Here is a 21,336-nt window from a genome sequence, read left to right as displayed (position 1 = left end):
GTGGCGTGGCGGCTATGCTCTGCCGGTACCACGGGGGTGTCCAGCGCAGCACAGGAGGACTCTGGTGCGTGAGTTCCTGCTGACGCTCTGCGTGACCGCAGCGGTGACCTATCTGCTGACCGGTCCGGCACGGAAGTTCGCCATCATCGCGGGCGCCATGCCGGCGGTCAGGGACCGCGACGTGCACAAGGAGCCGACGCCACGACTCGGCGGCATCGCCATGTTCGGCGGGCTCTGCGCCGGCCTGCTCACGGCTGACCACCTGGAGGCGCTCCACCACGTCTTCCAGGGCACCGGCGACGTTCCCGCCCTGCTCTCCGGCGCCACCATCATGTGGGTGCTCGGCGTGCTGGACGACAAGTGGGGCGTGGACGCCCTGGTGAAGCTGGGCGGCCAGATGGTCGCCGCGGGCGTCATGGTCTACCAGGGCCTCACCGTCCTGTGGCTGCCCATCCCCGGCGTCGGCACGGTCGCGCTGCCGGAGATGTGGGGCACCTTCATCACGGTCGCGCTGGTCGTCATAAGCGTGAACGCGGTGAACTTCATCGACGGCCTGGACGGTCTGGCCGCGGGCATGGTGTGCATCGCCGCCCTCGCCTTCTTCGTCTACGCCTACCGGCTCTGGTACGGGTTCTCCGTGCCCGACGCGGCACCGGCCGCGCTGTTCAGCGTGATCCTGGTCGGCATGGTGATCGGCTTCCTGCCGCACAACTTCCATCCCGCGCGGATCTTCATGGGCGACTCGGGCGCCCTGCTGATCGGCCTGGTGCTCTCGGTCTGCATGATCTCGATCACCGGCCGTGTCGACCCCGACGTGCTGGCCTCGCAGATCGCCAGCCAGGCGGGCAGCGCCCACGCGGTGAACCAGACCGGCGCGGTCCACGCGATGGTGCCCGTCTATGTCGTGCTGCTGCTGCCGCTGACCGTTATCGCCATTCCGCTGACGGACCTGATCCTCGCGGTGGTTCGCCGGACCTGGGCGGGAAAGTCCCCCTTTGCCGCGGACAAGCAGCATCTGCACCACCGGCTGCTGCAACTCGGCCATTCCCACAGCCGCGCAGTTCTGATCATGTATTTCTGGGCGGCGCTCTTCGCCTTCGGCACCGTCGCCTTCTCGGTCAACCGGACCGAGGCACGGGCCGCCTACGTGGCCATGGCGCTGTGCATGCTCGGCATCATGATGCTGCTCTTCCCCCGGTTCCGGCCGCACGCGCCACGGGTCGCGCAGCGCCTGCTGCCGCCCAGGTACCGGCGCACGGCAAAGGTAAGTGAGGTTCTTACCGATGACTTGGTAAAGGAGATCGCGGAGCAGCCGATTTCCCCCGGTTCCGAGCACGCCGTCGCAGATGGGACCCTGTTGGACAAGATCGGAACGGGCGCTCACGCCCTCGGTCGCCATTCGGGCACATCGGGACGATCCGGCAGTGGTGCAGCCCGTGTGTCAAGGAGCACACCAAGAAAGTAAAGACTGCACCAAATAGCTTGTGATACCGTTCACGACATCAGGAGAGCTGCCGAAGGACCTTATGGGAGAAGGTCGTTCAGCCCCCGCTCCCTGAAGGAATAGTCTGCTCGACCCTCACCGCCCGGAGTCCTGACAATGCTGTCCAACGACGCCCGGATCCTGCGTGGCTGCGCCCTTGTGGCGGCGCCGGTGGGCATCCTCGCCGTGGTGCTCAGCACGGTTTTCGCCGGCTCCAAGGGCCTGATCGGCGCGCTGGTCGCGCTGGCCGTGGTCGTGGTGGTGTTCGGTCTCGGATTCTGGGCGCTGATGCGGCTCACCCGGGACCGGCCGCAGCTGGTTCTGATGGCCGGACTCCTGGTCTACGCGGTGCAGATGCTGATGGCCGGCGTCTTCATCGTGGTGTTCAAGAACACGACGCTCTTCAACGGCAAGGCCTTCGGCTTCTCCCTGCTGGCCACCCTGCTGGCATGGGTCGGCGGCCAGGTGTACTTCACGCTCAAGAGCAAAACCCTCTACGTGGATCCCAGCCTCGGCGGGTCCGACGGCAAGGCCGACGGGCCCAGCAAGGGGAAGTAAGGCCCGCGTAAAGGTATGACCAAGACATCTGCTATCGTCCGGAATCCGGAGCCCCCTTCACGACCGCGTGCGTCGAGAGGACCGCGTGGCTCCGGTCAACCCGATCACGGTGCCGAACTGCGGCATACCCGCCGCGCCGACACACAAGGTTGCAGTTCTGATGCTTCACGACGAAGGAGTCAAGGGTGAGTAGCCCCTCCACGACGCTCATTGCGAGCGGGTGTCACATCACCCCCTCCGGTTGCGGTTTCCCGGCCCCGGGGCTCAACTCCTTCATCTTCAAGCCGATCTTCAGCATCGGCAGCTTCCACTTCACGAAGCCGATGCTGCTGGCCCTGCTCTGCATGGTCCTGGTCATCGGCTTCTTCTGGGCCGCCTTCGCCAAGCCGAAGCTGGTCCCCGGCAAGCTGCAGCTGGTCGGCGAGATCGGCTACACCTTCATCGCCCGCGGCATCGCCCGAGAGGTGATCGGCAAGAAGGGCGACAAGTACGTCCCCTTCCTCGCCTCGATCTTCTTCTTCGTCTGGCTGATGAACATCATGTCCATCATCCCGCTGGCCCAGTTCCCGGTGGCGTCGCGCTTCGCGTACCCGGTGGCTCTCGCCCTGCTGGTGTGGATCACGTACATGTACCTCACCTTCAAGACGCACGGCTTCGCCGGCGGCTGGAAGCACCTGACGTACATGGAGGGCCTTCCCAAGCCTCTGGTGCCGCTGATCATCTTCCTGGAGTTCCTCCAGAACGTGATCACGCGTCCGTTCACCCTCGCGGTGCGACTGTGGGCCAACATGTTCGCCGGCCACATGCTGATCGTCATGTTCAGCGCCGCGACCTGGTACCTGCTGACGCCCTCGATCATGTCGCTCTTCTCGGGCGCGTCCTTCGTGCTCGCGGTCGGCATGACCGCCTTCGAGGTTCTGATCCAGTTCCTGCAGGCCTACATCTTCACGCTGCTCGCCTCGCTCTACATCAGCGGAGCGCTCGAAGAGGGTCACTGACCCACCCCGCCTGCCACGAACCCATCCAGACTTCCGCCGGGAAGCCCCCCAGCGGATCGCATCACAAGAAGGAAGACAACATGTCTGCCGCTTCCACCTTCCTGGCCGCCGGTGGCGCCACTGTCGCCGGCCGCATGGGCGCCATCGCCTACGGTCTCGCCGCCATCGGCCCGGGTGTCGGTATCGGTCTGGTCTTCGGCCACTCGATCGAGGCCATGGCGCGTCAGCCCGAGGCCATGCCGATCATCCGCCAGAACATGTTCCTGGGCTTCGCCCTCTGTGAGGTTCTGGCCCTCCTCGGCCTGGTCGTCCCCTTCATCTTCTCTTCCTGAGTCGGCGTACACACCAGTAGCCACGCTCGACGAAAGGTTCAGACATGCTGAGCACATTCCTGGCTGAGGAGGGGCCTCAGAACCCCCTGATCCCCGCCCTGCCGGAACTGATCATCGGCCTGATCGCCTTCTTCATCGTCTTCGGCGTCCTCGGCAAGAAGCTCCTGCCCAACATCCAGAAGACTCTGGACGAGCGGCGCGATGCGATCGAGGGTGGCCTGGAGCGGGCGGCCGCGGCGCAGGCCGAGGCCACCCGGACGCTGGAGGAGTACAAGGCCCAGCTGGCGGAGGCTCGCCACGAGGCCGCTCGGATCACCGAGCACGCCCGTGAGCAGGGTTCCATGATCGTCGCCGAGGCCCGCGAGGAGGCGCAGCGTCAGGCTGCGATCACCGTCGCGCACGCCCAGGCGGAGATCGAGCGCACCCGTGGTCAGGTGACCACCGCGCTCCGCCACGACATCGGTCGTATCTCGCTCGACCTGGCCGGCAAGGTCGTCGGCGAGTCCCTCGAGGACTCCGCCCGCCAGAGCCGCACCATCGACCGCTTCCTTGACGAGCTTGAGGCCAAGGCTGCGGAGTCGGCGGGTGCCAAGTGAGCAGCGCCACCCGACAGTCGACCGCGGCCGCCCGCGAGCGTCTTGAGGCGCTGACGGACAACGCGTCCGTCGACCTCGACGCGCTCAGCGGCGACCTGCTGGACGTCACCCGGGTGCTGGACCGCGAGGTCTCGCTGCGCCGGATCCTGACGGACCCGGCCGCCCCCGGGCAGGCCAAGGCCGACCTGGTCGGCAACCTGCTGCAGGGCAAGGTCGGCGCGGACGCGCAGGACCTGGTCTCCGGCATGGTCCGCTCCCGCTGGGCCGCCGGTCGCGACCTCGCGGACGCGACCGAGCAGCTGGCCGCGCTGTCGCTGATCATCAGCGCGGACAAGGCGAACGAGCTGGACGAGGTCGAGGACGAGCTGTTCCGCTTCGGCCGCGTGGTCGCGAGCAACGTCGAGCTCCGCTCGGCGCTGACCGACCAGGCCGCGGGCAGCGGCGCGAAGGCGCAGCTGGTCCAGAACCTGCTCGGCGGCAAGGCCAAGGCCGCGACCGTCGCGCTGGTCACCGCTCTGGTGACGCAGCCGCGTGGACGTAGCCTGGAGAGCGGGCTGGAGGAGTACTCCCGGCTCGCGGCCGGCCGTCGTGGCCGTGTGGTCGCCCTGGTGACCACCGCGGTGCCGATGTCCGACGCGCAGAAGGACCGACTCGCCGTCTCCCTGGCGTCCCTCGTGGGCCGTCAGGTGCACCTGAACCTCGACGTGGACCCCTCGGTCCTCGGCGGTGTCCGGGTCGAGATCGGTGACGAGATCATTGAGGGCACGATCGCGAGTCGTCTCGACTCCGCGCAGCGTGGCCTGGCGGGCTGACGCCCACCCCCGTCAAGGGGAGCAGCATCCGACCCTCGGTCGGTTTCAACAGAGGACGGTCAGAGCCTCACCGCAGGACCTGACCGAGAGTCGAATACTTGCGGCCCTCCACGGGCGGGCCGAGGATCGCAACTAGGAGAGCAGGGAACCCAGATGGCGGAGCTCACGATCCGGCCGGAGGAGATCCGGAACGCTCTGGACAACTTCGTCCAGTCGTACCAGCCGGACGCCGCCTCGCGTGAAGAGGTCGGCACCGTCACCTACACGGCTGACGGCATCGCCAAGGTCGAGGGTCTTCCCTCGGTCATGGCCAACGAGCTGCTGAAGTTCGAAGACGGAACTCTCGGCCTCGCGCTGAACCTCGACACCCGCGAGATCGGTGTCGTCGTCCTCGGTGAGTTCGGTGCGATCGAGGAGGGCCAGACGGTCCGCCGCACCGGCGAGGTCCTGTCCGTGCCCGTCGGCGAGGGTTACCTCGGCCGCGTGGTGGACCCCCTCGGCCAGCCGATCGACGGCCTGGGCGACATCGAGTCCACCGGTCGCCGCGCCCTCGAGCTGCAGGCCCCGGGCGTCATGGTCCGCAAGTCGGTGCACGAGCCGATGCAGACCGGCATCAAGGCCATCGACGCGATGACCCCGATCGGCCGTGGCCAGCGTCAGCTGATCATCGGCGACCGCCAGACCGGCAAGACCGCGGTGGCGATCGACACGATCATCAACCAGCGCGACAACTGGCGCTCGGGCGACCCGAAGAAGCAGGTCCGCTGCATCTACGTCGCCATCGGCCAGAAGGGCTCCACCATCGCCTCCGTCCGCGGAGCGCTGGAGGAGGCCGGTGCGCTGGAGTACACGACCATCGTCGCCGCCCCGGCGTCGGACCCGGCGGGTTTCAAGTACCTGGCCCCCTACACCGGCTCCGCCATCGGCCAGGAGTGGATGTACGACGGCAAGCACGTCCTGATCATCTTCGACGACCTGTCGAAGCAGGCCGAGGCCTACCGCGCCGTTTCCCTGCTGCTGCGCCGTCCGCCGGGCCGCGAGGCCTACCCGGGTGACGTCTTCTACCTGCACTCCCGCCTGCTGGAGCGTTGCGCGAAGCTCTCCGACGAGCTGGGCGCGGGTTCGATGACCGGTCTGCCGATCATCGAGACCAAGGCCAACGACGTCTCGGCGTACATCCCGACCAACGTCATCTCCATCACCGACGGCCAGTGCTTCCTGGAGTCCGACCTGTTCAACGCCGGCGTCCGCCCGGCCGTGAACGTCGGTATCTCGGTCTCCCGCGTCGGTGGCTCCGCCCAGATCAAGGCGATGAAGTCGGTCGCCGGTCGTCTGCGTCTGGACCTGGCCCAGTACCGCGAGCTGGAGGCGTTCGCCGCCTTCTCCTCCGACCTGGACTCGGCCTCCAAGGCCCAGCTGGAGCGCGGCGCCCGCCTGGTCGAGCTGCTGAAGCAGGGCCAGTACCAGCCCTTCCCGGTCGAGGAGCAGGTCGTCTCGATCTGGGCCGGCACCACCGGTCAGCTGGACGAGGTCCCGGTCGCGGACATCCGCAAGTTCGAGCGTGAGTTCCTGGACTACCTGCGCCGCGAGCACAAGGGCGTCCTGACCACCATCGTCGAGACGAGCAAGCTCGAGGACGGCACGATCGAGTCGCTCACCGACGCGATCACCGCCTTCAAGCGCGAGTTCACCACGCACACCGGTGCGCTGCTCGGCGAAGACGCCTGACGAGACGGAAAGGACGTAACGACCCATGGGAGCACAGCTTCGGGTCTACAAGCGCCGGATCCGCTCTGTCACCGCGACGAAGAAGATCACTAAGGCGATGGAGATGATCTCCGCGTCGCGCATCATGAAGGCGCAGCGCGCGGTGGCCGCCTCCTCCCCGTACGCGAACGAGCTCACCCGTGCGGTGACCGCGGTCGCGACGCGATCGAACGCCAAGCACCCGCTGACCGACGAGCCCGTCGGCGCCACCCGCGCCGCCGTGCTCGTGATCACCGCGGACCGCGGCCTGGCCGGCGGTTACTCCAGCAACGCGATCAAGCAGGCGCTGGACCTGACCAAGCGGCTGGAGGCGGACGGCAAGGCCGTCGAGACCTACATCATCGGCCGCAAGGGCGTCAGCTACTACGGGTTCCGCAACCTCGCGGTCGCGGGCTCGTGGGTCGGGTTCTCCGACAAGCCGACGTACCAGGACGCCAAGGAGGCCTCCGCGGCGCTGATCGACGCCTTCGTGACGGAGACGTCGGCCGGCGGCGTGGACGAGCTGCACATCGTCTCCACGGAGTTCATCTCGATGCTCACCCAGAACCCGGTGGAGGCCCGCCTCCTGCCGCTGTCGCTGGCCGAGACCGAGGCGAACGCCGAGGAGCAGGGACCGTTCCCGCTCTACGACTTCGAGCCGTCGGCGGAGGGCGTCCTGGACGCCCTGCTGCCGCGGTACGTGGAGAGCAGGATCTACAACGCACTGCTGCAGTCGGCCGCCTCCGAGCACGCCGCCCGCCGTCGTGCGATGAAGAGCGCGACGGACAACGCCGGCGAGCTCATCAAGTCGCTCTCGCGGCTTGCCAACTCGGCCCGACAGGCCGAGATCACCCAGGAAATCAGCGAGATCGTCGGTGGCGCGAGCGCCCTGGCCGATGCGAACGCGGGGAGTGACTGAAATGACTGCCACTGTAGAGACGGCCACGGCGACGGGCCGCGTCGCGCGGGTCATCGGCCCGGTCGTCGACGTGGAGTTCCCCGTCGACGCCATGCCGGACATGTTCAACGCGCTGCACGTCGAGGTGGACTCGCCCGACGGCACCGGCAAGAAGACGCTGACCCTCGAGGTCTCCCAGCACCTGGGTGACGGCGTGGTCCGCGCGATCTCCATGCAGCCCACCGACGGCCTGACCCGTGGCGCGGGTGTCACCGACACCGGCTCCGCGATCTCCGTCCCGGTCGGCGACATCACCAAGGGCAAGGTCTTCAACGCCCTCGGCGAGGTCCTGAACACGGACAAGGCCGAGTTCGAGGCCCAGGTCACCACGCGCTGGCCGATCCACCGCAAGGCCCCGAACTTCGACCAGCTCGAGTCCAAGACCGAGATGTTCGAGACGGGCATCAAGGTCATCGACCTGCTCACCCCGTACGTCCAGGGTGGAAAGATCGGTCTGTTCGGTGGCGCCGGTGTCGGCAAGACCGTTCTGATCCAGGAGATGATCTACCGCGTCGCCGAGAACTTCGGTGGTGTCTCCGTGTTCGCCGGCGTCGGCGAGCGCACCCGTGAGGGCAACGACCTGATCCACGAGATGGTCGACTCGGGCGTTCTGGACAAGACCGCGCTGGTCTTCGGCCAGATGGACGAGCCGCCGGGCACCCGTCTCCGCGTCGCCCTGTCCGCGCTGACCATGGCGGAGTACTTCCGCGATGTGCAGCAGCAGGACGTGCTCCTCTTCATCGACAACATCTTCCGGTTCACCCAGGCCGGTTCCGAGGTGTCGACCCTGCTCGGCCGTATGCCCTCCGCGGTGGGTTACCAGCCGAACCTGGCCGACGAGATGGGCCAGCTCCAGGAGCGCATCACCTCGACCCGCGGTCACTCGATCACCTCGATGCAGGCGATCTACGTCCCCGCGGACGACCTGACCGACCCGGCCCCGGCCACCACCTTCGCCCACCTCGACGCGACGACGGTTCTCTCCCGTCCGATCTCGGAGAAGGGCATCTACCCGGCCGTGGACCCGCTGGACTCCTCGTCCCGCATCCTCGACCCGCGGTACATCTCGGCCAACCACTACGAGACCGCTGTGCGCGTCAAGGGGATCCTCCAGAAGTACAAGGACCTCCAGGACATCATCGCGATCCTCGGTATGGACGAGCTGTCCGAGGAGGACAAGGTCACCGTCAACCGGGCGCGCCGCATCGAGCGCTTCCTGTCGCAGAACACCTACGTCGCCAAGCAGTTCACCGGCGTCGAGGGCTCGACCGTGCCGCTGTCCGAGACGATCGACGCGTTCAACGCGATCGCCGACGGCAAGTACGACGGGGTCCCGGAGCAGGCGTTCTTCATGTGCGGTGGCATCGACGACCTGGAGCGCAACGCCGCTGAGCTGGCGAAGAAGTAATTCTTCCCGGTTCGGTTCGCCGAGCGTCCTAGAGGTTCGCAGTGAACGGGGCGGGCCCTTGAGTGGGACCGCCCCTTTCGCACCCGTTATTCTTTCCCCACCCCCGTCTTCCGGCGGGGGGCAGAGACCGAGGAGCCCCTGTGGCTGAGCTGCACGTCGAGCTGGTCGCGGCCGACCGAAAGGTCTGGTCGGGCGAGGCCACGATCGTCCTTGCCCGTACCAAGTCCGGTGACATCGGCATCCAGCCGGGGCACACCCCGGTCCTGGGCGCGATGGACACCCAGCCGGTGACCATCCGCCAGGCGGACGGCACCACGGTGATCGCCGCGGTGCACGGCGGCTTCCTGTCCTTCGCGGACAACAAGCTGTCGATCCTCGCCGAGGTCGCGGAGCTGGCCGACGAGATCGACGTCGACCGCGCCGAGCGGGCGCTGGCCGGCGCGAAGGCCGAGAGCGAGGCAGCGGCCCAGCGCCGCGCCGAGGTCCGGCTCGTCGCCGCGACCGGCCGCTGACCGAGGCGGAGTAGCTTCACCGGCAGTCCCGGGGCGCCCAGTGGGTGACCCCGGGACTGCTGTATCAGTTGTGAAGGCAGCTGCGTTTTCGAGGCGTGGCGCGCACGTCGGCTCAGGGGCGGCCGACGAGGAGGGAGCCGGGCATGGTGCTCGCGGTGGTCGTGGTGATCGCGGTGCTGCTGGTCTGCCTGCTCGGGCTGGGGGCCTTCGCAGTACGCCGACGGCTGATCCAGCGTCCGGGGGGGGACGTTCGACTGTTCGGCGCGCCTGAGCGTGCCGGCCTCCTCCGCCGAGGCGGAGGGCAAGGGGTGGATCTTCGGGATCGCCCGGTACAACCACGACGCGGTGGAGTGGTTCCGCGTCTTCAGCTACGCGCCGCGTCCGCGGCGGGTGCTGCAGCGCTCGCTGATCGAGGTGCTGGACCGCCGCACGCCCGAGGGCCAGGAGGAGCTGGCGCTCCTCTCCGGCGCGGTCGTCCTCAACTGCAGCCACGCGGGCGAGCCGCTGGAGCTTGCCATGAGCGAGGACGCTCTGACGGGCTTCCTGGCCTGGCTCGAAGCGGCGCCCCCCGGCCAGCGGGTCAACGTGGCGTGAGCGCCGGCGCTCCGCGCACGGCCCGGTTGCACCTCCAGGGGCGCGGGGAACTGCGCGGGCAACCACCCTGTGCGGACGGCCCTGCGCGTTCGGGGCCCTACCTGCCTGGGTGGCTTGTCGCGCAGTTCCCCCCGACCCTGAGGAGGCTGCGTGGCTGAGCTCCGGCTGGAGGAGCTGGTCGAGGACGAAGGCGTCGTCCTCTGGGGCCTGCTGGGCAATGTGTACCGGGTGATCAACGAGCGGCTGCGGCACGACATCCACGAGGCCACCGGCCTCGACGGCTCCGAGTTCGAGTTCCTGCTCCGGCTTGCCCGCTTTCCCGACGCGCGGGGGATGGCCACGCGGGTCGGTGAGCAGATGGGCTTCACCTCGGCCGGGACGACGAAGTTGGTCGCGCGGCTGGTGCGCAAGGGACTCGTCGTCCGCAGTCCGGATCCTGAGGACGGGCGGGCGTATCTCGTCGAGCTCACGGGCGAGGGCCGACGGCTGCTGCGGGCCGGCATCGAGGCCCACACCCCGCGCCTGGACGACGAGGTGCTCGGCCCTCTCACCCCCGCGCAGCGGCGTCAGCTCCACGCCCTGCTGACCCGCGTCGATCCCACCCTTCGTGGTGAGCGTTAGGCTCCGGGCATGGTCAACCTCACCCGCATCTACACCCGTACCGGCGACGACGGCACCACCGCGCTGGGCGACATGAGCCGCACCCGGAAGACGGACACCCGACTCGCCGCCTACGCCGACAGCAACGAGGCCAACGCCGCCATCGGCGTGGCCCTCGCCTGCGGCGGCCTGGACGCCGAGATCGCGGCCGTGCTGACCCGGGTCCAGAACGACCTCTTCGACGTCGGCGCCGACCTGGCCACCCCCGTCGTCGAGGACCCGAAGTACCCGCCGCTGCGCGTGCTGGAGAGCTACGTCGACCGCCTGGAGGCGGACTGCGACCGGTTCAACGAGGAGTTGGAGAAGCTGCGCAGCTTCATCCTGCCGGGCGGCACGCCGGGCGCGGCGTACCTGCACGTCGCCTGCACCGTCGTGCGGCGCGCCGAGCGCAGCACCTGGGCCGCGATCGAGGAGTACGGCGACGGGATCAACCCGCTGACGGCGAAGTACCTGAACCGGCTGTCCGACCTGCTCTTCATCCTGGCCCGCTCGGCCAACAAGGCCGTCGGCGACGTGCTCTGGGTGCCGGGGGAGAACCGCTAGACCCTCACGCGGACGGGCTCAGCACGGAGGTTCGCCGGTCACCTCGACGTCGTCGAACAGCTCCAGCATCCGGCTGAGCACGCGGACGCACGTGGCGACGTCGGCCTCCGTCAGCTCGCCGCCGACCTGCCGCAGCAGCGCGTGCTCGCGGGCGGTCACCGCCGTGATCGCCGCGACGCCCTCGCCGGTCAGCCGGATCAGCGAGGAGCGCTGGTGCGCGGGGTTGGGGATGCTCTCGACCAGGTTCCGCGCCGCGGCGTCGTTGACCATGCGCTGGACGAACTGGCGGCTGAGCGACTGCGCGCGGCCCATCTGCGGGACGGTCATCGGGCCGTGCTCGCGCAGCAGGTCGAGGACGGCGCGGACGCCGACGGAGAGGCCCTGGGCGGCGTCCAGCTCGATCCGGCGCTGCACGCGCCGGTACAGCGGGCCCACGAGGCCGAAGACGTCCATCAGTCGCTGCGGCAGTTCGTCGGGGGAGAGGGGGGTGCCCGGGTCGGTCATGACACCATGATGACACCTCGGTTGCCAAAGTTGCAGCACTATGACACCTTGGTTGTCATGACTGCGAACTCCAGCTCCGACGTGTTCAGCTTCGAATCCGAGGACGGTTCCCTCGTCTACCGCGACGCCGGCACCGGCCGTCCTGTCGTCCTCCTGCACAGCGTCTTCGTCGACCACACCATGTTCGACGCCCAGTTCGCCGACCTCGCCCAGCGCTACCGCGTGATCGCTCCGGACGCCCGGGGCCACGGCGGCTCGGCCAACGCGAGCAGGCCCTTCCGGCAGACGGACGACCTCGCCGCCCTGCTGCGCCATCTGGAGCTGGAACCGGCCGTCCTGGTCGGCACCTCGATGGGCGCGCTGATCGCCGTCGACACGGCGCTCGAGCACCCCGAGCTGGTGCGCGGCCTGGTTGTGGTCGGCCGGGGCACCGGGAACCCTGACCTGACGGACCCGTGGGCGCAGTCCGTCCACGACGCCCAGAACCGGGCGATGGCCGCGGGCGACATCCAGGGCTGGATCGACGCCTGGGTGCTCTGGGCGGCGGGGCCGCACCGGGCCATCGACGAGGTCGGCCCGGCGATCGTGGCCCGCCTGCGGGAGATGGTGATCCGGACGCTCTCCAAGCACACCCCGGACGAGACCGACCACACGGTGGCCGTCGAGAACGTCTGCACCCGGGCGAAGGAGATCGCCGTCCCGGTGCTCGGCCTCTACGGCGACCTGGACGCCCCCGGTCTGATCGAGACCGTGGAGCGCCTGATGAGCGCCGTCCCCGACGGCGACACCGTCGCGATGCGGGGCACGGCGCACTACCCGACCATGGAGCGGCCCGAGGAGTTCAACCGGCTGGTGGAGGACTTCCTGGCCGAGGTCTACTCCTCCTGAGCCGAATCGCCGCCTGGCCCGGTCGCTCCGGTGGCGTGACACTCCAGGTGCGCCACGTACCATGCCTGACCATGGAACGGTTCCGGGTGGTCGGTGGCGCGCGGCTCGCGGGGCGGGTGCGGGTGCCCGGCGCGAAGAACAGCGCGCTGAAGCTGATGGCGGCGACGTTGCTCGCGGAAGGCGAGTTCAGGATCGGCAACCTGCCGAGGATCCTCGACGTCGAGATCATGGCCGAGCTGCTCCGGCGGATGGGTTGCGAGGTCCGCCTCGAATGGGAGGACGCCTACGTCGGCGCGGCGGTCGTCGCCGTGCCGGGGGAGATCGGCCACGAGGCCGACTACGACCTGGTGCGCCGCTTCCGCGCCTCCATCGCCGTGCTCGGGCCGCTGCTCGCCCGCTGCGGGCGGGTGCGGGTCGCCCGGCCGGGCGGTGACGCGATCGGCTCGCGCGGCCTGGACATGCACATCGACGGACTGACCCGGCTCGGCGCGCGGATCACCACCGAGCACGGGTTCCTGGTCGCCGAAGCGCTCTCGGGCCGGCTGATCGGCGCCGGCGTCGAGCTGGACTTCCCGAGCGTCGGCGCGACCGAGAACATCCTGATGGCCGCCGTGCTGGCCAAGGGCGACACCGTCATCGACAACGCCGCGCGCGAGCCGGAGATCGTCGACCTCTGCGAGATGCTGCAGGCGATGGGCGCCAAGATCGGCGGGGCGGGCTCCTCCACCATCGAGGTGCAGGGCGTGGACCGGCTCTACCCGGTCGCCTTCGACACGCTGCCCGACCGCATCGTCGCGGGCACCTTCGGAGTGGCGGCGGCGATGACGATGGGCGACGTGCGGGTGGACGGGGCCCGCCCCGAGCATCTGCGCATCGCCCTGGACAAGATCGCGGCGGCGGGCGCCGAGGTCAGCGCGGACCCGGAGGGCTTCCGGGTCGCGATGGAGCGCCGTCCGCGCTCGGTCGACGTGGTGACCCTGCCCTACCCGGGCTTCGCGACGGACCTGCAGCCGCAGTTCGCCGCGATGAACGCGGTGGCGGAGGGGACGTCGATGATCACGGAGAACATCTTCGAGGCCCGTTTCGTCTTCCTCCAGGAGCTGGCCCGCCTCGGCGCCGACGTCCGCACCGACGGCCACCACGCCGTGCTGCGCGGCGTCCAGCGGCTCTCCGGCGCGCCCGTGGTGGCCTCCGACGTGCGCGCGGGCGCGGGCCTGGTGCTGGCGGGCCTGGTGGCCGACGGCGACACCCTGGTCTCGGAGATCCACCACATCGACCGCGGCTACGCCGGCTTCGCCGACCAGCTGACCTCGCTGGGGGCCCGCATCACCCGCGAGTCGGAGCTGGTCAGGGGCTGACGGGCCGGCGCCTACTCGGCAAGGCGGTACGCACCGGCGGCGATGTCCTCCAGGAGCGTCGGGCCGGTCGGGGTCCAGTCGAGCAGCTCGCGGGTGCGGGTGTTCGTCGCCGTGACGTCCATGCCGAAGAAGCGCGCGATCCAGCCGAAGTGCGCCGCGGCGTCGTCGGGCGCGACCGAGACCGTCGGCAGGCCCAGACTCCGGCCGATGGCGGCGGCGATGTCGCGGGAGGGGATGCCCGTCTCGGCCACGGCGTGCATCCGCGAGCCCGCCGGGGCCTTCTCCAGAGCGAGCCTGACCATCCGGGCCGCGTCCGAGCGGTGCACGGCGGCCCACCGGGTCGAGCCGTCGCCGATGTAGCCGGCCGCGCCGTGCTCCTTGGCGATCCGTGTCAGCCATGCGGTGAAGCCGTGGTCGCCCATGCCGTGCACGGTGGGGGAGAAGCGCAGGGCCACCGGGCGGACCCCCTGGTCCGCGTACGACAGGGCGAGATTCTCGCTGCCCCCGCGCATCGAGTCCACGCCGTGGTGCGGCGACGGGTCGTCCTCGGTCAGCGGCCTGCCGGCGACGTCGGAGGCCAGTCCGGAGGCGAGCAGGAACGGCCGGTCGCCGCCCGCGAGTGCGTCGAGCATCCCGCGGACCGCCGCGTGCTCGGTACGCCCGGCACCGGCGTAGTCGGAGAAGTCGTGGTTGAACGCGAGGTGGATCACGCCGTCGGCGGCCGCGGCGGCTGCGGCGAGGCCGTCGGGGTCGTCCAGGCCGCCGCGGTGGACGGTGGCGCCCTTGGCGTCCAGGGCGGCCGCCGCGGCGTCCGAGCGGGCGAGACCGACGACCTTGTGGCCGTGGGCGAGGAGTTCGTCGGTGACGGCGGAGCCGATCCAGCCGGAGGCACCGGTGACGAAGACGCGCATGACGGGTCCCCTTCCTGGGGTGGATGAGAATGTCAGTGACTGACATCAACGCTAGCACTCATGTCAGCGACTGTCATCGACTAGACTCCCGGCATGGGTCGCTGGAAGCCGGACGCGCGGGGGCGGATGCTCGTCGCGGCCATGGAGCTGTTCTCGGAACGCGGCTTCGAACAGACCACCGCGGGCGACATCGCCGAGCGGGCCGGCGTCACCGAGCGCACGTTCTTCCGGCACTTCGCGGACAAGCGCGAGGTCCTCTTCGACGGCTCGGGCACGATGCAGGCGCTGGCGCGCGACGCGATCCTGGCCGCGGACCCCGACCTCACCCCGCTGGACGCCGCGCTGGTCGGCATGGTCGCGGGCGGGAGGCTGCTGGAGGAACGGCGGGAGTACGCGGCGCGCCGGGCCGGCGTGGTCGCGGCGAACCCGGCCCTGCGGGAACGCGAGCTGCTGAAGCTGGCGTCCATGGTCGACACCACGGCGGACGCGCTGCGGACGCGCGGCGTCCCCGAACCGACCGCGAGCCTGGCCGCGCACAGCGCGGTGACGGTCTTCCACGTGGCCTTCGCCCGCTGGATCTCCGCGGACGCGGCGATCGACTTCGCCACCGCCATGCACGAAACGGCGGCAGCGCTGCGCGCGCTCCGCTAGCAGCGAGAGCGAGTCGCACTGCCCAGGGGCGCGAGGAACTGCCTGGTTGCTCGCCTACCGCAACGCGGCTCTCGCGCGGACCGCGTCGTCCTCCCAGACCATGACGCGGGGGCCTGACGTGGTGTCCACGACGGTGTAGCGGATGCCCGCCTCGTCCAGGCGCGCGCCCAGCGCCAGCGCCTCCGCGGCGTCGGCGGGCGCGGCGACGGGGATCAGGAGGCCGTACTCGCCCGGGTCGCCGGAGCGCGCCGAGCGGGGGGCGACGTTGTGGCGACCGCGGCTGAAGGTCCAGCGCAGCAGCAGGACCAGGACCGCTACGACGAGGAACGGAGCCAGTATCCGCAGGGTGAGCGCGATCACGCTCCCATTCTGCTTCCGCGGGCCCCGAAGTGTGTAGATTCCTGCGAGGCACGACGCCGTGCGCGGGCGATCCTCGTCGTGCGGTACCCAACCCAGCGGAGGACACCACCGTGAGCAGCAGCATCGCCGTCGTCGGAGCCGGGCTGATGGGCTCCGGAATCGCGCAGGTCTCGGCCGCCGCCGGACATGACGTGGTGCTCCGCGACGTGACCGACGCTGCGATCGCCCGGGGGCTGGCCGGCATCCGTGACAGCTACGCCCGCTTCGTCGCCAAGGGGAAGATGACCGAGGAGGCGATGGACGCCGCCCTCGCGCGGATCACCACGACCACCGACCTCGGCGCGGTCGGCTCCGCGGACATCGTCGTGGAGGCGGTGTTCGAGCAGCTGGAGGTCAAGGAGGGCGTCTTCCGCGAGCTCGACAAGATCGCCAAGCCCGGCGCGGTGCTGGCGACCAACACCTCCGCGATTCCGATCACCCGCATCGCCGCCGTGACGGAGCGTCCGGAGGACGTCGTCGGGGTGCACTTCTTCTCGCCCGTGCCGATGATGCAGCTGGTGGAGCTGGTCCGCGGCTACAAGACCAGCGATGCCGCGCTCGCCACCGCCCGCGACTTCGCCGAGAGCGTCGGCAAGACCTGCGTCGTCGTCAACCGGGACGTCGCGGGTTTTGTGACGACCCGCCTGATCACCGCGCTGGCCGTCGAGGCCGCCAAGCTCTACGAGTCGGGCGTCGCCTCCGCCGAGGACATCGACACCGCCTGCCGGCTCGGCTTCGGGCACGCGATGGGACCGCTGGCGACGATCGACCTGACCGGCGTCGACATCCTCCTCCACGCCGCGAACAACATCTACGAAGAGACCAGGGACGCGAAGTTCGCCGCGCCGGAGATCATGGCCCGAATGGTGACCGCGGGGGATCTCGGCCGTAAGAGCGGTCAGGGTTTCTACACCTACGGCGAGCGTTAGCCGGGGGTCCGATGTGACGCGGGCCCCAGGTGAGCTGGCTCACCCGGGCCCCACCTCGGCCTGGGATTCCCCGATAATCAAACGACCATCCGAAAGTCAGGGACGTGATCTGATTTCGCGCACCCGAACGGGTGATTTCCATTCAGATCTCGCCGTGGCCAGCAACTTGCTCGCCTGTCGTTGCGTCAGATGAGAGAAGTAACGAGAGCGAGGGGAGCCCGCATGTTCATCCGCGGTGACCACCGTCACCTCGCCGTCGAGGGCGAGCTCGACGTCCGCTCGGCGGCGGACGCGCGCACCGCGCTGCACCGGGCCGTCGACGACGGCGTCGGCGACCTCGTGCTCGACCTGAGCGGGCTGGCCTCCTGGGACGCCACCGGACTGGGCGTGATCATGGGCACCCACCGCCGCGCCGGACGCAGCGGCCGGCGCCTGGTGCTGCGGGGCGTGCCGCTGCAGCTGCAGCGCCTGCTGGTGGCCACCAAGCTGCACCGGATCCTCGCGATCGAGAGCTACCACCCCGAGGCAAGCCCCCTGCCGGTGTCCATCCCATAACAGTCTGCCTGCACCACTCCCCATGGTTCACTTCCGTATCGCAGAATGACCCCCGCACCGCGCCCCGCCCAGGCGCGGAGGGGCCGGAAGAGGATCATGAGCGAAGCAGCAGGCCACCACCCCGCACGCATATCCGGCGGCGGCGAGCTGGTGCTCCGAAACCCGGGCGGCGGCGTCCTTGCGAGCAGCAACGCGTCCGACCACCACCTCCCCGGCGAGCCACGCCCTGACGGCCGCTCCCGCACCGGCGAGGTCGTCGTCGGCAACCTGCTGCTGACCGTCAACGCCCCCGAGGGCTCGACGGTCCAGCAGCTCCCCCCGCACCGCCGACCGCAGCCGCCGGTGCCCCGCCCGGCCGTGCAGGGACCGGTCCGCTACGCCCTCGCCGGGCTCATCGAGCGCGAGGAGCAGTCCGCGCGGTTGCGGGAGCTCCTGGGCCAGGGCCGCTCGGTCCGGCTCACCGGGCCGCACGGGTCCGGCCGCAGTGCCGTGCTGGAGGCCGTCGCCACCTCGTGCACCGGGCTGCTGCCGGGCGGCGTCGTCCGGCTCAACGCCAGGAACTGCTCCTTCGGCGACCTGCTCCAGGATCTCTACGCCGCGCTGGGCGGAGCCGCCGGGCACCGCCCGGACCGCCGTGAACTTCCCGACCTGCTGGCCGGGATCCGAGCCATCGTGCTCGTCGACGACGTCGACTTCGGCGGTGAGGCACTGGACGACCTGCTCGCCGCCGCGCCCGACTGCGCCTTCCTGATCGCCGCCACCCCCGAGGCGCCCACCCCGGCCGCCGGCGCCAGGATCGAGGAGTCCAGGATCGCCGGCCTCAGCCGGGCGGGCAGCCTCGCGTTGCTGGCGAAGCTCGCCGGACGTTCGCTCGACGACAGCGAGCGCGCCTGGGCCGTGGACCTCTGGTTCGAGTCCGAGGGCCTGCCGCTGCGCTTCGTCCAGGCGGCGGCGCTGCTCCGGCACCGCGAGGTCGCGATCGACGCGCTCGCCGGGGGACTGGTGGATCCGGAGGAGGACCCGGTCCCGCTGCCCTCGGTCGCCGAGAGCGCCGCGCCCGCCGAGCGGATCGCCCGCGGCATGGCCGCGCCGGCCCGCGCCACGCTCAAGCTCGCCACCGCGCTCGGCGGCGCGATCCCCACCCCGCCGCACCTGCCCGCGCTGATCGACGTCGGCCACGGCGAGGCGGCACTGGAGGAACTGGTCGAGTGCGGCCTGGCCGAGTCCGTGCCGGGGCCGTCCCTGCGGCCCGAGGCCGGGGGCGGCACGCACCGCCTGGTGGAGGGCACCGCCGAACTGCTCGCGGCGGAGTGGCCGGAGACCGGACTGCAGGACGCCGCCCAGCACTTCGCCTGGTGGACCGGCCACGCCTCGGTGACCGAGGCGCAGATCGTCGCCGAGGCTGAGGTCCTGCTCGCCGTCATGGGCACGGACCAGAAGGCCGGCCGGCATGCGCAGGTCGTCCTGCTGGCGCGCGCCTGCGCGCCTTCCTTCGCCCTCACGCTGCGCTGGGGCGCGTGGGAGCGGGCGCTGCGCTTCGGCCTGGAGTCCGCGCGGGCGACCGCCGCGGTCGCCGAGGAGGCCTGGTTCCACCACGAGCTGGGCGTACTGACCTTCTGCGCGGGCGCGTTCGACCGCTCCCGCGCCGAACTCGAGGCTTCCGTCGCCCTGCGCGGCGCGCTCGCCGACGCCCGCGGTACCGCCAACGGCCGCCAGGTGCTGGAACTGCTGGACCAGGCCGTGGTGTTGGCCGGGGCCACGGCGGTGGGCGCTGGCCGGGTCCGCGAGGAGGGCCTGCGCCGCTTCGCCCCCCTGGTGGTCCGCCGGGTCGTCGGCCGCCACGCCGCCCAGGAGGGCGAGCCGCCCGCGACGCGTCGTCAGATCCTGCTGGCCGCCGCCACCGTGGTGCTGATGGGCACGCTGGGCGCGGGTGTCGCCTTCGGTGTGAACGCGTGGAACGGCGACGGCACGCCCAAGCCCGCCGGCGTCACCGTGGCACCCCCCGGCGCGGGCTCGGACCCGTCGTTCTCGTCCGGCTCGGACGGCACGGACTCGGCTTCCGCGTCCGCCTCGGCCGGCGGCACGCCGTCCGCCTCCACGACGGCGAAGACGCCGACGGCGGGCGTCACCGCCCCGGCCGGTCAGCCGCACGACACCTCCGGCCCGACCGCAGGCTCAGGCACCGGCCCGACGAAGCCGCCGAGCCACTCGAGCACGCCCACGGCGACGGCGACCAACACGGCCACGGCCACGGCGACCGCGACCGACACGGCGACCGCGACGGCGACCGCGACCGACACGGCGACCGCGACGGCGACGGCGACCGACACGACGACACCCACGACGCAGGTGGCCACCCCCTCAGGGCCGACCACCCAGGCCGTTCCGGTGACGCCGTCCGGCAGTGCCTCGCCGACCCCGAGCGCCGGCGCGAGCGCCGGCACCCCTTCCGCCGGCGCCGACAGTGGCTCGGCCTCGCCGACGGGCTGAGGACCGCCTCAGAACAGCTTGAGCTTGTCGTCCTCGATGCCGCGCAGCCCGTCGTAGTCCAGCACCACGCAGTCGATGCCGCGGTCGGCGGCGAGCACGCGCGCCTGGGGCTTGATCTGCTGGGCGGCGAAGACGCCGCGCACGGGGGCCAGCAACGGGTCGCGGTTGAGCAGCTCCAGATAGCGGGTCAGCTGCTCGACGCCGTCGATCTCGCCGCGGCGCTTGATCTCCACCGCGACCGTGGCGCCCTTGTCGTCGCGGCCGAGGATGTCGACCGGGCCGATGGCGGTCATGTACTCGCGGCGGATCAGGCTCCAGCCCTCGCCGAGGACCTCCATCCGGTCCGCGAGCAGTTCCTGGAGGTGTGCTTCCACACCGTCCTTGATCAGGCCGGGATCCACGCCCAGCTCGTGCGAGGAATCCAGCATCACCTCTTCCAAGGTGATGATCAGCTTTTCGCCGGCCTTGTTCTCGACCGTCCATCGCCCGTCCTCCTCCTTGAGGGAGCAGGGGGGCGACATCCAGTTGAGCGGCTTGTAGGCGCGGTCGTCGGAGTGCACGGCGACACTTCCGTCCGACTTGACCAGGATGAGCCGAGGGGCCGACGGCAGGTGGGCGGTGAGCCGGCCTGCGTAGTCGACGGAGCAGCGGGCAATGACGAGACGCACGGCCGACCACGCTAGCCCACCGAGGCCATTCGAAGCGATTCCACGCGAAATCCGCCTGGGCGAAACCGACCGCGTGCGCGGGCGCGTTGTCTGTCGTACGGAGCGCCGACTACGGAGAGCACGCGCCGTGTGACGCACGGGTCACCACAAGTCTGGCTTGATCCGAACGTCGCACTCTGGTGTCGCTGCGTACGGGGCATTACGGTGAGTCACGGCCACTCAGGGTAGGGGGATTGCCACATTCCGCTGCCTGTTCGGCCGTTCCCTGGGACGCTGGTAGATACGCCTTCCCACCCGATCGCGGGATCGCGGGTGCCACCGTCCGCTCTGCACCACACCCCCGCGGGAGTCCGCCCGCGGAGGCCCTGCGAGAGGAGAACCCATGTCGCTCGACGTCTCACCGGCCCTGCTCGAAAAGGCCGAGCGAGGCGAGGTCGACGAGAGGGAGTTCGTCGACTGCGTCCGTACCTCCCTGCCCTACGCCTGGGATCTGATCAGTTCGCTGGTCGTCCAGCAGCAGGTCGACGGCAGCGAGTTCGCTGACAACCAGGTTCCCCCGCCGTCCGAGCAGGCCCGCGGCCAGCTGCTGCGTGCCATGGCGAGCGACGCGATCAGGGGATCGCTCGAGCGGCACTTCGGTGTCCGACTCGCCTTCCAGAACTGCCACCGCGTCGCCGTCTTCCCGCCGGGGCCCGAGTCGGACGCCCGTTTCGCCCGATTCACCTCGATCCGGGCGCAGCTGCTGAACCAGTCCGAGGAACTGCGCGACTGCTGACAGACGGT

Annotated in this window: 23 protein-coding genes and 1 pseudogene; 20 read left to right on the top strand and 4 right to left on the bottom strand. The window is 70.3% G+C overall.

Annotated features, from left to right (window positions below; all coding sequences use genetic code 11):
* Nucleotides 1–64 precede the first annotated feature (64 nt).
* The 13 genes and pseudogenes from BS83_RS37580 to BS83_RS37520 all read left to right on the top strand — a co-directional run bounded on the left by BS83_RS37580 (nt 65) and on the right by BS83_RS37520 (nt 11,200).
* Entirely contained in the window at nt 65–1,465 is a 1,401-nt protein-coding gene (locus tag BS83_RS37580) for an MraY family glycosyltransferase (RefSeq protein WP_037607754.1), read from the top strand.
* 135 nt (nt 1,466–1,600) lie between these two features.
* Nucleotides 1,601–2,041 carry a hypothetical protein gene (locus BS83_RS37575; RefSeq protein WP_051944843.1) on the top strand — a complete coding sequence of 147 codons (441 nt, stop codon included), beginning with the start codon at nt 1,601–1,603 and terminating at the stop codon, nt 2,039–2,041.
* A gap of 185 nt (nt 2,042–2,226) precedes the next feature.
* A complete protein-coding gene (gene atpB / locus BS83_RS37570; protein WP_051944839.1) occupies nt 2,227–3,039 on the top strand; it encodes a F0F1 ATP synthase subunit A in 813 nt (270 codons plus the stop codon).
* A gap of 80 nt (nt 3,040–3,119) precedes the next feature.
* On the top strand, nt 3,120–3,371 hold the full coding sequence (atpE, locus tag BS83_RS37565; RefSeq protein WP_037607753.1) for an ATP synthase F0 subunit C: 252 nt from the start codon (nt 3,120–3,122) through the stop codon (nt 3,369–3,371).
* Nucleotides 3,372–3,415: 44 nt separating this feature from the next.
* Entirely contained in the window at nt 3,416–3,967 is a 552-nt protein-coding gene (locus tag BS83_RS37560; protein WP_037607752.1) for a F0F1 ATP synthase subunit B, read from the top strand.
* On the top strand, nt 3,964–4,779 hold the full coding sequence (locus BS83_RS37555) for a F0F1 ATP synthase subunit delta (RefSeq protein WP_037607750.1): 816 nt from the start codon (nt 3,964–3,966) through the stop codon (nt 4,777–4,779). The genes BS83_RS37560 and BS83_RS37555 overlap by 4 nt, the downstream gene beginning before the upstream one ends.
* Nucleotides 4,780–4,932: 153 nt before the next feature.
* Complete coding sequence (atpA, locus tag BS83_RS37550; protein WP_037607748.1) at nt 4,933–6,507, top strand: F0F1 ATP synthase subunit alpha; 1,575 nt, start codon at nt 4,933–4,935, stop codon at nt 6,505–6,507.
* Between the two features lie 25 nt (nt 6,508–6,532).
* Entirely contained in the window at nt 6,533–7,444 is a 912-nt protein-coding gene (locus BS83_RS37545) for a F0F1 ATP synthase subunit gamma (protein WP_037607746.1), read from the top strand.
* A gap of 1 nt (nt 7,445) precedes the next feature.
* The gene (gene atpD / locus BS83_RS37540) at nt 7,446–8,891 is read left to right on the top strand and encodes a F0F1 ATP synthase subunit beta (protein ID WP_037607745.1); all 1,446 of its coding nucleotides are present in this window, start codon (nt 7,446–7,448) and stop codon (nt 8,889–8,891) included.
* 140 nt (nt 8,892–9,031) lie between these two features.
* Nucleotides 9,032–9,403, top strand: a complete 372-nt coding sequence (locus tag BS83_RS37535; RefSeq protein WP_037607743.1) for a F0F1 ATP synthase subunit epsilon — start codon at nt 9,032–9,034, stop codon at nt 9,401–9,403.
* A gap of 143 nt (nt 9,404–9,546) precedes the next feature.
* Nucleotides 9,547–9,997: pseudogene (locus BS83_RS37530) on the top strand (DUF2550 domain-containing protein).
* A gap of 150 nt (nt 9,998–10,147) precedes the next feature.
* Entirely contained in the window at nt 10,148–10,618 is a 471-nt protein-coding gene (locus BS83_RS37525; RefSeq protein WP_198035385.1) for a MarR family winged helix-turn-helix transcriptional regulator, read from the top strand.
* Between the two features lie 9 nt (nt 10,619–10,627).
* Nucleotides 10,628–11,200, top strand: coding sequence for a cob(I)yrinic acid a,c-diamide adenosyltransferase (locus BS83_RS37520; protein ID WP_037607741.1), 573 nt, complete (start codon nt 10,628–10,630; stop codon nt 11,198–11,200).
* Between the two features lie 18 nt (nt 11,201–11,218).
* On the opposite strand, the gene BS83_RS37515 is transcribed toward BS83_RS37520, so the two are convergent.
* On the bottom strand, nt 11,219–11,704 hold the full coding sequence (locus BS83_RS37515; protein ID WP_037607739.1) for a MarR family winged helix-turn-helix transcriptional regulator: 486 nt from the start codon (nt 11,702–11,704) through the stop codon (nt 11,219–11,221).
* 57 nt (nt 11,705–11,761) lie between these two features.
* Between BS83_RS37515 and BS83_RS37510 the strand changes: the two genes are divergently transcribed.
* Complete coding sequence (locus tag BS83_RS37510) at nt 11,762–12,592, top strand: alpha/beta fold hydrolase (RefSeq protein ID WP_037607737.1); 831 nt, start codon at nt 11,762–11,764, stop codon at nt 12,590–12,592.
* 71 nt (nt 12,593–12,663) lie between these two features.
* The gene (murA, locus tag BS83_RS37505; RefSeq protein ID WP_037607736.1) at nt 12,664–13,950 is read left to right on the top strand and encodes a UDP-N-acetylglucosamine 1-carboxyvinyltransferase; all 1,287 of its coding nucleotides are present in this window, start codon (nt 12,664–12,666) and stop codon (nt 13,948–13,950) included.
* An 11-nt stretch (nt 13,951–13,961) separates the two neighbouring features.
* Here murA and BS83_RS37500 read toward each other — a convergent pair whose 3' ends face one another.
* Complete coding sequence (locus tag BS83_RS37500) at nt 13,962–14,861, bottom strand: SDR family oxidoreductase (protein ID WP_037607735.1); 900 nt, start codon at nt 14,859–14,861, stop codon at nt 13,962–13,964.
* 93 nt (nt 14,862–14,954) lie between these two features.
* Between BS83_RS37500 and BS83_RS37495 the strand changes: the two genes are divergently transcribed.
* Entirely contained in the window at nt 14,955–15,512 is a 558-nt protein-coding gene (locus tag BS83_RS37495; RefSeq protein ID WP_037607733.1) for a TetR family transcriptional regulator, read from the top strand.
* Nucleotides 15,513–15,566: 54 nt separating this feature from the next.
* Here BS83_RS37495 and BS83_RS37490 read toward each other — a convergent pair whose 3' ends face one another.
* The gene (locus BS83_RS37490) at nt 15,567–15,872 is read right to left on the bottom strand and encodes a hypothetical protein (protein WP_051944836.1); all 306 of its coding nucleotides are present in this window, start codon (nt 15,870–15,872) and stop codon (nt 15,567–15,569) included.
* Between the two features lie 110 nt (nt 15,873–15,982).
* Here BS83_RS37490 and BS83_RS37485 point away from each other — a divergent pair, with 110 nt between their 5' ends.
* The 3 genes from BS83_RS37485 (at nt 15,983) to BS83_RS46000 (ending at nt 19,885) form a co-directional block, all read left to right on the top strand.
* Nucleotides 15,983–16,840 (top strand): 3-hydroxyacyl-CoA dehydrogenase family protein, encoded by an 858-nt coding sequence (locus BS83_RS37485; RefSeq protein WP_037607732.1) that lies wholly within the window; start codon nt 15,983–15,985, stop codon nt 16,838–16,840.
* 222 nt (nt 16,841–17,062) lie between these two features.
* Nucleotides 17,063–17,395, top strand: a complete 333-nt coding sequence (locus tag BS83_RS37480; protein ID WP_037607731.1) for an STAS domain-containing protein — start codon at nt 17,063–17,065, stop codon at nt 17,393–17,395.
* A gap of 96 nt (nt 17,396–17,491) precedes the next feature.
* Nucleotides 17,492–19,885: an ATP-binding protein gene (locus tag BS83_RS46000; RefSeq protein WP_051944833.1), complete on the top strand. Its 2,394-nt coding sequence runs from the start codon at nt 17,492–17,494 to the stop codon at nt 19,883–19,885.
* 8 nt (nt 19,886–19,893) lie between these two features.
* Here BS83_RS46000 and nucS read toward each other — a convergent pair whose 3' ends face one another.
* Nucleotides 19,894–20,553: an endonuclease NucS gene (gene nucS, locus BS83_RS37470; protein ID WP_037607730.1), complete on the bottom strand. Its 660-nt coding sequence runs from the start codon at nt 20,551–20,553 to the stop codon at nt 19,894–19,896.
* Between the two features lie 382 nt (nt 20,554–20,935).
* Here nucS and BS83_RS37465 point away from each other — a divergent pair, with 382 nt between their 5' ends.
* Nucleotides 20,936–21,328, top strand: a complete 393-nt coding sequence (locus BS83_RS37465) for an SCO5389 family protein (RefSeq protein WP_037607729.1) — start codon at nt 20,936–20,938, stop codon at nt 21,326–21,328.
* Nucleotides 21,329–21,336: the final 8 nt, after the last annotated feature.

It is taken from the genome of Streptacidiphilus rugosus AM-16, from assembly GCF_000744655.1.
Classification (GTDB): Bacteria; Actinomycetota; Actinomycetes; order Streptomycetales; family Streptomycetaceae; genus Streptacidiphilus; species Streptacidiphilus rugosus.
Note: the sequence above shows the minus strand (reverse complement) of the source record. Positions and strands in the feature narration are given on the sequence as shown.